Here is a 13,398-nt window from a genome sequence, read left to right as displayed (position 1 = left end):
GAATCATTCAAATACTCCGTTGCATCCTACCTTTTTTTGGGGGGAGAAAAACGAGGCCGTGCGGTTTTAACCTGCACGACCTGTTTTTAAAGAGTTGGGAGTTGCCGCTGCCGGCTTTTGCGGATGGAGACAGCTGCTGAAGCTAAGGCAAGGATAAGAACCAGACCGGCAGTTAACGGATTGTAGAGGACGGTGCCTTGCCAATTGACGACCAGTCCGCCAACGCTGGCTCCGGCGGCGATGCCGACCTGAGTAACGGATATATTCAGGCTGATGATCAGATTCGACGCTTGAGGTGCACGCTCGATGAAGTAAGTCTGCGTTGCAGGACCTAAGGTGAACATCGACATAATCCATAGCGATAACAAGGTGATGGCAACCGGAAAGGAATGAACGGCCAGCGGCAGCAGCAATAGCGCGATTACGTGAATCGTGACGCCGATCAATATTAATTTGGCGCTTCCCCATTTGTCTACGGCAGAGCCTCCAAGCCTTGAGCCAACCGTACCCGCCAGCCCGAACAGCAGCATCGTAAGGCCGATGTCGCCCGTGCTTCTATGAAGAATGTCGCCAAGGAAGGAAGCAATATACGTAAACATCACGGAGTTGCCCGCTTCCCTGAACAACACAAGCAACAAGGCGTAGAAGATTACCGGATTAGCGAGTACCCCCATTTGCTGCTTGAAGGGCACCGGAGCGTCTCCTTCAATCTGCGGCAGCAATAGAGCAAGACCAACAAGAATCACCACGCCTCCTAGGCCAAGGAACAAAAAGATCGTCTGCCAGCCGTACGTATTCGTCAAAGCGACGCCCAGCGGAACGCCCAGAATCATTGCGCTGCTGAATCCGAGAATAATCGTTCCGATCGCACTGCCGATTTTTTCAACCGGCACCATCTTGGCCGCTGCGCCAAACGCTGCCACGATAAAGACGCCGGAGCTAACCCCAAGCAGCATTCGCGCCGCGATTAAAACCATAAAGCCTGTGCTTGCAATCGTCAGAACATTACCGGCAATAAATACGGCTATGGCGAGAAGCAGCAATCGTTTTCTCGGTATTCGGGCGGATAACGCAATGACAACCGGGGTACCAATCGCAAAAGCCAAAGAATACACCGTAATCAACTGGCCTGCCAGGCTTACCGATATATTCATTTGATCGGCCAACACATTCAGGATTCCGGCAATGACCAGCTCCGAGGTGGCTGTGAAAAATACCGCGAACATTAAAACGTAAATCACCAGACGATTCATACCGACACTTCCTTTACCAAACGATTTGTTAATTCGGATTATAGCGAGGCTGCTTACTTTTAGTAAGAACGCAATTTGTTTTGTTCTAATCCATCCTTTTGGAGTAACTAACCGTTTGGTAAGTGACTTAAAAGACAAAAAACCGTAAGAGCATAGCTCTTACGGTTGGTTACAAGCATTTCCCCTTACGAACGGCTAAGCCGGGGATTAGGAGAATCGCCCCATTTTTGCACCCATTTCTCCATCTCCCTAAGCGCAGCCTGAAAATCTCTGCCCTTCTCGGTCAAGGAATACTCGACGGTTACCGGCACTGTCGGAAATACCTTGCGCATGACAAGGCCGTTGTTCTCCAGATGGCGTACCGTGTTCGTTAACGATTGGGTCTTCACAATGGAGATGTTCCGTTGAAGCTGATTAAATCTTAACGGTCCGTTCATCAGCTCCTCCAGTACGAGAAACGCCCATTTCGCCCCCAATATTTGAAGCACCTCGCAAATGCTCGAGCCTTTCTCTTCGCCGCTGATTGCCTCGTTGCCGCCTTCCATGCCTCTAGCCTCCTAACCTGACTCAGCTGCCGACCACATCAATCGGCGTTTCTTGTTCGTTAACCTTCACCTGAATGCTTCCGGCCTTTTCATGCTTGTTTAGCTTATAGATAGACAATGGCTTTATGCGTTTATCCTGCAAATTGGAAGTGTCCTGAACATCCAAATCAATCGTTAAAATATCCCCCTGCAGCTCTGCGCGAATACTTGCAAGGAACTTCGCCTTCTCGCCCTGCCCGGCGAAAGAGTAGTTTACGATCAAATACTCTTCTTCTCCCGGCACCGAGTACAGGTAGATCCCATTCTTGCTTTTATTCCGGTCTGCAAAAGACTTCACCCTCTGATCCAGCTTATGCGAATCGGCTTCCTTAATCAAGGATGAAGATTGACTGCAGCCGGTCATGAGAACGATAAGCATGATGAACAAGCAAACGATCTTTTTCATAGGATCCTCTCCATTTGCAATGGAATTCGCTTCACTACGCTGACTTTACCATAATCATCCAGCCCTGCATAGAAAATAGCCGTGCAAATAAATTGCACGGCTATCTCTGACTCCCCCAAATCTTTGGTTAACTTAAAAAACGGAACATTAAAATGATTCTGTAGAAACGTAGTGGTCGCTTTTGTGAGGGGATTCCAATCCATTTGGAATTGTTCAAGGAATCCCCGGGCAATGGCGATCGGAAGAACATTCGAATGTGTAGTTTTTCTGTTAACCCACCCGAATGCGCAGTTTTTCTACAGTTAACCAAACGCTACCCCTTTATCGAACCAAGCAGCGCGCCTTTGGCGAAGTGCTTCTGCAGGAACGGATAGACGAGCAGAATCGGCAGCGTGGCGACAACGATAACGGCCATCTTCACCGCCTGATCGGGCGGAGGAACGGCGCCGTCAAGGCTGGAGCTGTAGTCGAACCCGCTGGCGAGTACAACGATTTGGCGCAGCAGAACCTGAATTGGCCACATAGTGCTGTCGTTCAAATACAAGATGGCGTTCAGATAGGTGTTCCAATAGGTCACCGCGTAAAAAAGCGAGATCGTTGCGATCGCCGGCATCGACAGCGGCAGCACAATCCGGAACAAAATACCGAAATCGCTGCAGCCGTCCATCTTGGCCGACTCCTCGAGCCCTTCCGGGATATTCTGAAAGAAGTTGCGAAGGATGATCATGTTAAAGGCGCTGATCGTAAGCGGCAGGATAAGCGCGGCATACGTATCAATCAGATGCAGCTCCTTTACAACAAGGAAGGTAGGAATAAGTCCGCCGTGAAACAACATCGTAAAAACGACCATAAACATGATCGTTTTGCGCCCGTCCAGATCTTTTCGGGACAAGCCGTACGCCATCATCGAGGTTACCAGCATGCTAAACGCGGTTCCGATTAAGGTTACGCCGATGGATACCGCGATCGAGCGGAAGATCGTATTCGTCGAGAAGACGAACCGGTACGCTTCAAAGCTTATATCCGTCGGGAAAATAATAAATTTTTTGACTGCCATTTCGGCGCTTGTCGTTAAGGAGCCGGCTACGACATGAATAAACGGAAGCACGGTCGCAAGCGAGAAAATCGCGAGCAGCGTGAAGTTAACGATGCCAAACAGCCGGCTTCCCATGGTTCGATCCTGGATCATGCTGATTCCTCCCGGTCATCTCTTAATAAATACCTTCGGATCCGAATTTCTTGGAAAGCTTGTTCGCCGCAACGACCATGATTAAGCCAACGACAGACTTGAACAGTCCAATCGCCGTGCTATAGCTGAATTTCCCTTGCTTCAGACCTGCCGTATAGACATAGGTATCGATAATTTCCGCCACGTCGCGGTTCATGGAATTAAGCAGCAGATACACATGCTCAAACCCAAGCTCAAGCACATCACCGATTTTTAAAATAAGCAATACGATAATGACGCTGCGAATGGCTGGAAGCGTTATATGCCAAATTTGATGAAGCCGGCCGGCACCGTCCATGCGTGCCGCTTCGTACAGCTGCGGGTCAATCGCCGCCATAGCGGCCAGGTAGATAATGGTTCCCCATCCGGCTTCCCGCCAGATGACCTGGATAATATAAGTCGGGCGGAACCACTCGGGACTCAGCAGAAAGTTTATTTTCTCGAAGCCTAGCGATTCCAGTACGGCATTCACGATACCGCCGTCCATCGTCAGCATGACGTAGCTGATCGAGACGATAATGACCCAGGACATAAAATGCGGCAAATAAATCAGGGTTTGGAAAAGCCTTTTGAAGGCATTTAATCGAAGCTCGTTCAGCATTAGCGCCAATATGATCGGTATGGGGAAATAAAACAGAATATTGAACCCGAACAAAATCAATGTATTCGTCAATATGTTCAAGAAATCCGGCTCCGTAAACAAGCGGCGGAAATGCTCGAGGCCTACCCACTCGCTGCCTCTGATTCCTTTAAACGGCTTAAAATCCTGGAAAGCTATAATCAGGCCAAACATCGGGGCGTACTTGAAAATCAAGAAATAAAGAAGTCCCGGCAGCACCATGACATACAGCCATACATTGCGGCGAAAACGCCTCGTTCTCTCTCTTCCGGTCGTTGGCGCCAACACCTGCGCCGGTTGAACGATCACTTCCTCCATCCTGCCTCTTCCTCTCTTTAGGTGTGGATCGAAGAGGCTGCTAACGAATCAGCAGCCTCCTCGGCTAGCTTTTTACTCGCTTATTTTTTATAGGCCGCGTTAAATTCTTCGATAATCTTGTCTCCGCCGCGCTTCTTCCAGTCCTCAACCGCTTTATCGAAGCCGGCTTTATCGATTTCCCCGTAGATGTACTTGTACGTCGCATCGGTAATAATCGTCTGCAGCTCGACGCCTTTTTCCGTATAAGTCTCGGAATCCAGCGCCGCCGCAGGATCCATAATCGCGATTTTCTCATTCTCCTTCGCGAACTCTTCCGCGTGAATGCGCGCAGGCAGGGAATAGTAGCCCTCATACATGCCGTTCGTCTCCGCTTCTCCAATCAGGCTGTCCTTGTAGCCTTTTACTTCGCGCTCGATCAGATCCGACGCATCCGTTACTTTTGCCTTGCCGTCTTCAACGGTGTAATGCGTGCCTTCGATTCCCCAGAACATCATATTGGCTACTTCCGGCGTCATCTGCTTATCGAAGAAGGCCAAAACCTTCTTCAGCGCGGCTTCGTCTTTGATCGCGGATTTAGGGAACAAAACGACGTTGTTGTACCCCGGAATAGCCCAGGTTGCCTGCTCGCCGTTTGGTCCCTTAATAAGAGCCAGCGTATCGACGACGGCATTCGGAACGTTCTTGACCAGATCCTTGTTCAACGAGTCGACATCCGACATCGCGCCGATATACATGCCGGCTTTGCCGCTTGTAAACAGGCTGATCTGATCGGTCTTGCTGGTTGCGGCGAAATCCTTGTTCATGGCACCCGCATCGCGAATCTGCTTCATGGCGTCCATAGCGGCCGTATACTGCGGGAACGTGAAATCAGGCTGGAGCTGGCCGTCCTTATCGCCCCAGTTATTCGGGGTTGCGAACCAGGAGGCAAGCGTCTTGAATGCTCCGTAAATCAAGTCGTTCCGGTCGGCAAGCCCAATCGTGTTCGCTTTTTTATCCCCATCCGGGTCCTTCTCGGTGAAGGCTTTGGCCATCGCGATGACTTCATCCACCGTCTCCGGCGTCTTCAAGCCAAGATTGTCCGCCCAATCCTTGCGGTAAATAAGACCTTGACGGGCAAGCGGACGGCCAATGTACAGCGAGTAAAGCTTGCCATCGACCTTCGTGTTGTTCAGAATCAACGGCTTCAGCTTGCTCAAATTCGGAAACTCGTTAAGGTAAGGACCAATCTCCCAGAATTGACCGTCGCGGATCGCGCCTTTCATTTGAACGAACGTCGCCTGGTTCTTCAAATAAGTAACTTGCGGAAGCCCCCCGGTAGCGAGCGTAGTGTTCAGCTTATCTTCATACGTATCGGCCGGAAAAAACTGATAGGTCAACTTTGTGTTCGTCAGCTTCTCAATTTCGTTCTTGATCGTATCCGGCGGTGTTTGGGCAACGTTAAGAGGAAGCATAATCGTAATTTCCGTCGGCTCCTCCGCTGCCGGCTGCTTGGTCGCTTCCGCCGAAGCTTCCTCGCTTGCGGCTGCCGAAGCTTCGTTTCCTCCGTTATTTGCCGCGCTGCCGTTATTGCTGCTGCAGGCTGTCATCATCATGCTAAGGCTCATAACCGTTCCTAGCAGAATAGCAAACCCCTTTTTGTTCATGCTTATTGACCTCCACCTTTAATGGGAATGATGCTGCAAATCAACCTTAACCCGCGCCGGCAGAGTTCCGATACAATCATTCCTTCCGATTAGCCTCCCGCATTCAACCATCTGTCCTAATGATTATCCGACCTGAGATTGAGCATCGAAAAACGGCAGAAAAAAAGCCCGATTCGTTAGTACGAACCAGGCTTCCCTCTCTATTAATCAAAATAGGATTTCGTGAATTCCTCGATAATCTGCTCCCCGCCGCTTCGCTTCCATCTCTCTATTTCCCTGTTAAAGCCATCCCCATCAATCTGCCCCAGAATATAGTGATAGGTAGCATCCGCAATAATCTTGTTCAGCTCCTCGCTATGCTCGTCAAACGTAACCGACTCCAGATTCACCGTCGGATCCTTAACGATAAACTTTTCGTTATCGACGGTTAGCTTCTCCGCCAGCGCCAGCAGCGGATCCTCCTGCGCAACCTTCATCAAATTCGGATTGCTCAGATCGGCAATCATCAACGAGTAGAGAGGGCTTACTTCGGAAATCCGGAGCTGTTCGCTTTTTACGGGCAGCAGCACATCTTTGCCTTCCAACGCATAATGCTTGCCCTCCAGCCCGTATTTCATCAGATTAGCCGCGTCCGCCTCCATCGAGCGGTCGAAAAAGGCAAGCACCTGCTTCAGCTCATCCTCCGTCTTGATCGCGCTCTTCGAGAATAGGAACAACCCGTTGAAATTCGGAATCGACCATACCTTGTAACCGTCCGGCCCTTCAATCCGGTTCACAACCGTAAACCTTGCATCGGGATTAATCTGCTTCGCTTCATTGGACAAACGCTGAACATCCGTCATGCTGCCGATATAGACGCCGGCTTTGCCGCTGATCAGCAGATCGCGCTGAATATCCTTGCTCGTGACCACAAACTCCTGGTTGATCAGCTTCTCGTTGTACAGCTTCCGCATGAAATCCATCGTGTCTTTATACTGCGGCGTTTCGAACTCCGGAATAATGCTATGGTTCTCGGCGGCCCAGTTGTTCGGGGTTCCAAAGTACGAGCTTAACGTCTTGAACGCTCCAAACACCAAATCATTGCGGTCGGTCAAACCAATCGTATCCTGCTTGCCGTCCCCGTCCGGATCTCCGTATGTAAACTGCTTCATGACGTTGTACAGCTGATCGATTGTGTTGGGCGGATCCAGCTTCAGCTTCTCAAGCCAATCCGCCCGGATAATGACGCCTTGCCTGGAGGAAGGACGCTCCGTATACAGGCCATAGATTTTACCGTCTACCGCGGTTTGGTTCAGAATGCTGTCGTTCAGCCGTTTCAGATTCGGATATTCGCTTAGATACGGCCCTATCTCCCAGAACATGCCGGAGCGGATCGCGCTTTTCAGGAAGATGTAATCGGTATATTTCACGAATGTAGCTTTCTTGAGCGAATTCATCGTTAAAGCGGCATTCATCTTATCCGTGTAAATCTCGTCGGGAACCCAGTCAATGATCAGATTCGTACCGGTCATCTCCTCTATCTGTTCAACTAACGCAGAGTCGGGGCCTTGCGGAAAATGCAGCGGTGCCATAATGGTAATAACCGGACGGGTTTGACTCGCCGCGGGGCTGTCCGAATCTTTTGCGCTTGAGCAGGAGCCTAGCAGCATCGCTGTCACTAAAAGCCCCGCGCAAACCGATAACCTTCCTCGATGATCATTGAAAAACATAGGATTCCCCCTTTATCTGTTCAAATGATTATTTCCGGAGCTAATGATTATTGTCCTATTGATGGTCCATCGCCTACAATAGAAACATATTTACGATGACGGGAGTTGGTTAATCGCTTGCGCTCTTTCAGTTTCCTGACCAAAATGACCATCTTCGGGATTTTGCTGAGCACGCTGCCCGTGTTGTTTATCGGCATTTTTTCCTATGTCACTTCCTCCAGCGAGATTCAAAAGGATGTAAATAAAGGAAAATATCAGCTGCTCGTTCAAATTAATGCCAATGTAGATCAAATTTTAACGACTGTCAACCATACCTTGAATCAAGTCATTAACTCCAACGTGTTAAAACAGACCATGAGCAGCCCTTTAAATGTAAGCGATTTCAGTTTATATGGGAACCTGCGCGACGAGCTGCTGCACATGCAATCCTTCGATACCAAGCTCGAGGACGTCGTCTTGATCAATAACCGTCATAACTGGATGATCAAAAATTCCGGTCTTTACCGCTTCGACCAGTACCCCTACCATGACCAGCTGAACGGGCTGCTCGAGTCCAAGGAGGAAACCTCCTGGGCGATGAACCCTTCCGCCTGGTTCTACAGCGAGGAAAGCACCGGCAACGCCAGATGCGAGTATAACATTAGCCTGATCAAGAAGCTTCCCGTCACGGAGCGTAATCCTTACGGGCTGATCATGGCCAATATTCCGACCTGCAGCCTTCAGGCTTTGTTGCAGCAGGATGCCCGGAAGAGCGATACCACCTTGGTGCTGGACGATAAATATCGCATTTTGCTTCATCCCGACCCTTCCGTCATCGGCAAAAAGGTATCCGAGCTTGGTTTCGACGGAGAGCTTCGGCTTAACGAATCCTCCGGCCAATTCCGCTCCCTCCTTCATAACCAGGAGTATTCGGTCACCTATTACAAATCTCCGACCAACGGCTGGATCTACATGTCCATTACCTCGATCGCCAGCCTTACGAAGGAATCGAAAAAAATCGGGATCTACACGCTCGCCGTCTGCCTGTTTATGCTTCTGGTAACCATGCTTCTTGCCTGGCTGGGCTCCCGCCGCATGTATTCGCCTATTCAAATGCTGCTTAAGCAGATGAATGTCGGTACGCCCGAGATCCGGCAGACGCGAAAAAATGAATTTCAGGCGATAGGCGAGCAGATTCAGCAATTGTTCCAGTCCAAAAGCCGGCTGGAGAGCGAGCTCCAGCAGCATTTGAAGCAGGTACGCACTTTGTTCCTGGCCAAGGCTTTGCAGGGACAAGTAAAAAATAACGATCTGACCGAGCAGCTGGAGAGGTTTGGTTACATCGAACAGCTTGGAGCATGGGATGTGATGGCTGTGATTACCGTGCAGATCGACTCGCTTGAAGGCACCCGCTACGGCAAACCGGATACGGAGCTGCTGCTGTTTGCTATCCACAACATGCTCGAAGAGCTAATCCCGGCGGCTAACCGCCTGGGGGCGGTCACGATTGACCATACGGTCGTTACGCTGATCGGCAGTGCCTCCTCCAAGGACAGTGACTTCAAAACGGCCTTGTTTCCATTGACCGAGCAGCTTCAGCAGCAAATCCAAAGCCTGCTGGAGCTGACGATCAGCATCGGTATCAGCCTTCCGTTCGATTCGGTCAGCCAGATTCCGCTCGCCTATCAGGAAGGCTTGGAAGCGCTGAAGCATCGGCTTAAGCTTGGGGAAGGCATCGTCATGCAATACGAGAACGTCAATCAGGGCAAGCATTATTTCAATATCCGTTATCCGAACCATCTGGAGAACGATCTGATCGACGCGATCAAGCTTGCGGACAAGGAGAAAGCCAAGGAGCTTCTCCACTGCTTCCTGGTGCCCGTGTTCTCTGCGGAAATGTCGCCTCAGGAATATCAATTGCCGCTGGTCCGTTTATTGAACAGTCTGCTTGTCGTGCAGCAGGAATCGGGCATTAGCCTGAATCAGATCCGTCAAGGAAAGGGCTCTTTATTCGAGGAGCTGCTTAAGCTTAATACCGTGAAGGAAATCGAAGATTGGCTCTGGAGCAGGGTTGTTTGCCCAATGATCCAAATCTTTATGGATCGGCAGGATGCCCAATATCATAATATTTCGGAGAAAATAATCGACCTGATCCATAATCATTACGATACGGATCTGTCGCTCGAGGACTGCGCCGCAAAGCTGAATTATAACGCCAATTACTTAAGCAGCGTCTTCCGGAAGGAAACAAACACTTCCTTCAGCGAATATCTGGCGGCTTACAGGTTCAGCATGGCGAAGAAATGGCTGCGGGAAACGGATACGCCCGTTAAGGATATCGCCTCCCGCTTATGCTATAACAACCCGCAAAACTTTATCCGTTCCTTCCGCAAGCTGGAGGGCATAACGCCCGGCCAATACCGGGAGAAGCATGTTGCGACTTAAGGGCAATAAAAAAGCTGTGCCAGTAAACGGCACAGCCTCACGTATTTTCACTGGGCAAACTGCGCATGAATTTCGTCAAACAATGCTTTCAGGTTTGGAGCTGCATTGTCCGAGAACATCAGCTTCAGATTATCGTCGGACGTTTCTGCAGACTCTGCCGAATACTCGTACATCTTTTCCTCGTAGGCTTGAATGGCCTGATCGGTAACTTCATGACTGGCAATGGCAAGAGCAAGCTCCGCTGCGTCCCGCATGGCAAGGTTAACGCCTTCGCCTGCAAACGGAGACATCAGATGGGCAGCGTCCCCGATCAGCGTAATCCCCGGCTTATGCTCCCACTTCAAGCCTACAGGCAGCATATAAATGCGTCTTGGCAGAACAAGATCCTCGGACTTATGAATGTAATCCCGGAGCGGCTCTGCCCAATCATCGAAAAACGCTAGCAGCTGCTTCTTGGCCTCCTTCGGCTTGTCAAACGGGATACCGCAGGTGTCCAGCCAGCTTTGCCCGGCCGTAAAGGTCAAATATACTTTTATTTTTCCGTCCCCATTTAGCTGCGCGAGTATTCCTTTGCCATCATCAAGCGCAAACACTTTGCCTCTTGCGTTAAAAGCCGCCTGATCCGGATGCGTCTTCGCATCCACATGCAGCTCAACCATCGTTAAACCCGAATACGAGACCTGCGCCTCGGTCAGCAGCGGGCGAAGCTTGGAGAAAGCGCCATCCGCGCCTATTACCAGATCAGCGGTCACTTTCTCGCCATTGTCAAAATGAAGCTCATGCTGACCGCCTTCCAGCGCAACGGCTTCCGTCAGCTTGCATCCGTAACGGACCGTTCCATTCTGCAAAGCATTCAGCAGCAGATCGCATAACGCCCCGCGGTCAATCTCCGGACGGTCGCCTGGCTCACCGTTCTCCGCTCTTTCATCCATATAAATCTTGCCGGTTTTGTCAAACAGGCGGAAATCCTCTCCCTCATAACGGGCAATTGCCTGGAATTGCCCGAGAAGCCCCGCTTCCTTCAGCGCCATCTGGCCGGAATCCTCATGAATATCAAGCGAGCCGCCTCGCTGGGCGTTTCCATCCTGAGCGTCCCGTTCATAGACTGTTGCGGCGATGCCATGCCTTTGCAGGATGAGGGCGAGGGTAAGTCCGCCTGGACCTCCGCCGATAATCGCGATATGTTTCTCTGTATGATTCATCATAAAGTTCATCTCCTATATCCATGTTTGTTGTTTGTTTCTTACACGGATATAGTAACGCTGCTCCTTAAACTGAATTTAAACCCGACCAAAAACTTCGCTTTTTTTAAAATGACCGCCTCTAAAATAAAAAAAGAGATGGCCATTATGCCATCTCTCCGATAAAGCAAATGTTATGTCCGGCGCATATAAGCGCGAACCGTAATAGGCGCAAATACCGCAACGATAACCAGGGCGCCCACCAAAGACCAGACAAGATCCGAGCCAACCGTGCCGGAATTGGTCAACTCCCGGACGGCCGAGACAACGTGGGAAACCGGGTTGATGTTTACGAACCACTGCAGCCATTTTGGCATCGTATCTGCCGGTACGAATGCATTGGACATAAACGTTAACGGGAACAATACGAGCATTGAGACCCCTTGCACGCTGGAAGCCGTACGGGAGATAACGCCAAAGAACGCAAAGATCCAGCTCATCGCCCAGGAGACGAAAATAACGAGCAAACCGGCAAGAACAACGCTGCCGACGCCGCCATCAGGACGGTAGCCCATAATGAAGCCCATGGAAAACGTAAGCACGGTAGCAATCGTATACCTGATCGTATCGGCCAACAGGGCTCCCGCGAGAGGGGAGATCCTGGCAATCGGCAAGGATTTGAACCGGTCGAAGACGCCTTTGTCCATATCCTCCCGGAGCTGAACGCCGGTTACGATGGACGTGGTGATTACCGTCTGGACAAGAATACCCGGTATGATCACCGGCAGGTAGCTTTGCACGTCCCCGGAAATCGCTCCGCCAAAAATATAAGTGAACATCAAGGTGAAAATGATCGGCTGCAGCGTAACGTCAAAAAGCTGCTCCGGAGTGCGGCGGATTTTCAAAATCCCCCGGTATGCCATAGTCAACGAGTGACGCAAGGATTGCGTAAAACTCGTGTGGTTTTTCAGATGACCTGTTTTTACTGATGAACTCATACGTTTACAGCCTCCGCTCTTTTTGTTTCGGTTCCCGCTTCTTGCGTTTTTTCTTCTACGCCATGTCCGGTAATGGTCAGGAATACTTCATCAAGGGTCGGCTTCTGAACGCTCACTTCGGATAAAGTAATGCCTTTCTCGCGAAGCGCAATTAACAAATCCGTAACCAGGTCGGCATTGGCCATAGGGGCCGTAATTTTGGCAGCTTCGCTTGTTAAGGTCGCTTGTACCTGAAGCACATGCTCGACTGTATGCTGGGCGATTTGGATATCGGATGGATTCTGAACTCTCAAATGCAGCGAAGACGTCCCTACGGATTGCTTCAATTCGTCTACCGTGCCCTCAGCCACGACATGACCGCGGTCAATAACGGCGATCCGGTCAGCCAGCTGGTCAGCTTCATCCAGGTATTGGGTCGTGAGCAGAACCGTCGAGCCCGTATTCACCAGTCGGCGGATCGTATCCCACATTTGGGCGCGCGTACGAGGATCAAGGCCTGTTGTCGGTTCATCCAGGAAGATCAGCGGCGGCTGGGCGATCAGGCTGGCAGCGAGGTCCAGACGGCGTCTCATACCGCCGGAGAAATTCTTAAGCGGGCGCTTGGCCGCTTCCGTCAGTCCGAACTCTTCCAGAAGATCGGCGGCTTTCTTCCGCGCTTCCGCACGTCCCAGTCCAAGCAGACGGGAGAAAATAATCAAATTCTCGGTTGCGCTGAGCGACTCGTCAACCGACGCGTATTGGCCGGTAACGCCAATTAATTGGCGGACGATCTGCGATTCCTTCTGCACGTCATGACCAAAAATCCGGGCAGAGCCCGCATCCGGACGCAGCAGCGTCGCCAGCATGCGGATCGTTGTTGTTTTGCCTGCCCCGTTTGGACCAAGCACGCCGTAAATGGTGCCGGCTTTCACGTTCAGATTGACGCCGTCTACCGCCTTGTTATCTCCAAACACTTTAACAAGACCGTTTGCCTCAACCGCCCAGTCGCCGTTGTTTGGCTTCTTTACATTCTTATATTCCATTCCTGTTTCCTCC

The 13,398-nt window shown here is 50.7% G+C and carries 11 protein-coding genes; 1 reads left to right on the top strand and 10 read right to left on the bottom strand.

Going from position 1 to position 13,398, the window contains the following annotated elements:
• Positions 1-86: 86 nt before the first annotated feature.
• The 7 genes from EV294_RS03040 to EV294_RS03010 form a co-directional block, all read right to left on the bottom strand.
• Complete coding sequence (locus tag EV294_RS03040) at positions 87-1,253, bottom strand: MFS transporter (RefSeq protein WP_132303675.1); 1,167 nt, start codon at positions 1,251-1,253, stop codon at positions 87-89.
• 185 nt (positions 1,254-1,438) lie between these two features.
• Positions 1,439-1,798: a winged helix-turn-helix transcriptional regulator gene (locus tag EV294_RS03035; RefSeq protein WP_132303672.1), complete on the bottom strand. Its 360-nt coding sequence runs from the start codon at positions 1,796-1,798 to the stop codon at positions 1,439-1,441.
• 22 nt (positions 1,799-1,820) lie between these two features.
• Positions 1,821-2,243, bottom strand: a complete 423-nt coding sequence (locus EV294_RS03030; RefSeq protein ID WP_132303670.1) for a hypothetical protein — start codon at positions 2,241-2,243, stop codon at positions 1,821-1,823.
• 313 nt (positions 2,244-2,556) lie between these two features.
• Complete coding sequence (locus EV294_RS03025; protein ID WP_132303668.1) at positions 2,557-3,432, bottom strand: carbohydrate ABC transporter permease; 876 nt, start codon at positions 3,430-3,432, stop codon at positions 2,557-2,559.
• A gap of 22 nt (positions 3,433-3,454) precedes the next feature.
• Positions 3,455-4,408, bottom strand: coding sequence for an ABC transporter permease (locus EV294_RS03020; RefSeq protein ID WP_132303666.1), 954 nt, complete (start codon positions 4,406-4,408; stop codon positions 3,455-3,457).
• An 80-nt stretch (positions 4,409-4,488) separates the two neighbouring features.
• Positions 4,489-6,051, bottom strand: coding sequence for an extracellular solute-binding protein (locus EV294_RS03015; RefSeq protein ID WP_132303663.1), 1,563 nt, complete (start codon positions 6,049-6,051; stop codon positions 4,489-4,491).
• A 203-nt stretch (positions 6,052-6,254) separates the two neighbouring features.
• Positions 6,255-7,760 (bottom strand): extracellular solute-binding protein, encoded by a 1,506-nt coding sequence (locus EV294_RS03010; RefSeq protein ID WP_132303661.1) that lies wholly within the window; start codon positions 7,758-7,760, stop codon positions 6,255-6,257.
• A 117-nt stretch (positions 7,761-7,877) separates the two neighbouring features.
• Between EV294_RS03010 and EV294_RS03005 the strand changes: the two genes are divergently transcribed.
• On the top strand, positions 7,878-10,184 hold the full coding sequence (locus EV294_RS03005; RefSeq protein ID WP_132303659.1) for a helix-turn-helix domain-containing protein: 2,307 nt from the start codon (positions 7,878-7,880) through the stop codon (positions 10,182-10,184).
• A 47-nt stretch (positions 10,185-10,231) separates the two neighbouring features.
• On the opposite strand, the gene EV294_RS03000 is transcribed toward EV294_RS03005, so the two are convergent.
• The 3 genes from EV294_RS03000 to EV294_RS02990 all read right to left on the bottom strand — a co-directional run bounded on the left by EV294_RS03000 (position 10,232) and on the right by EV294_RS02990 (position 13,385).
• Positions 10,232-11,398, bottom strand: a complete 1,167-nt coding sequence (locus tag EV294_RS03000; RefSeq protein ID WP_481856025.1) for an FAD-dependent oxidoreductase — start codon at positions 11,396-11,398, stop codon at positions 10,232-10,234.
• Between the two features lie 161 nt (positions 11,399-11,559).
• Positions 11,560-12,363: an ABC transporter permease gene (locus tag EV294_RS02995; RefSeq protein WP_132303653.1), complete on the bottom strand. Its 804-nt coding sequence runs from the start codon at positions 12,361-12,363 to the stop codon at positions 11,560-11,562.
• Positions 12,360-13,385: an ATP-binding cassette domain-containing protein gene (locus EV294_RS02990; RefSeq protein ID WP_132303651.1), complete on the bottom strand. Its 1,026-nt coding sequence runs from the start codon at positions 13,383-13,385 to the stop codon at positions 12,360-12,362. Before EV294_RS02990 ends, EV294_RS02995 begins: the two co-directional genes overlap by 4 nt.
• Positions 13,386-13,398 lie beyond the last annotated feature (13 nt).

Source organism: Paenibacillus sp. BK033 (assembly GCF_004345425.1).
In the GTDB taxonomy this organism is placed as follows: Bacteria; Bacillota; Bacilli; order Paenibacillales; family Paenibacillaceae; genus Pristimantibacillus.
Note: the sequence above shows the minus strand (reverse complement) of the source record. Positions and strands in the feature narration are given on the sequence as shown.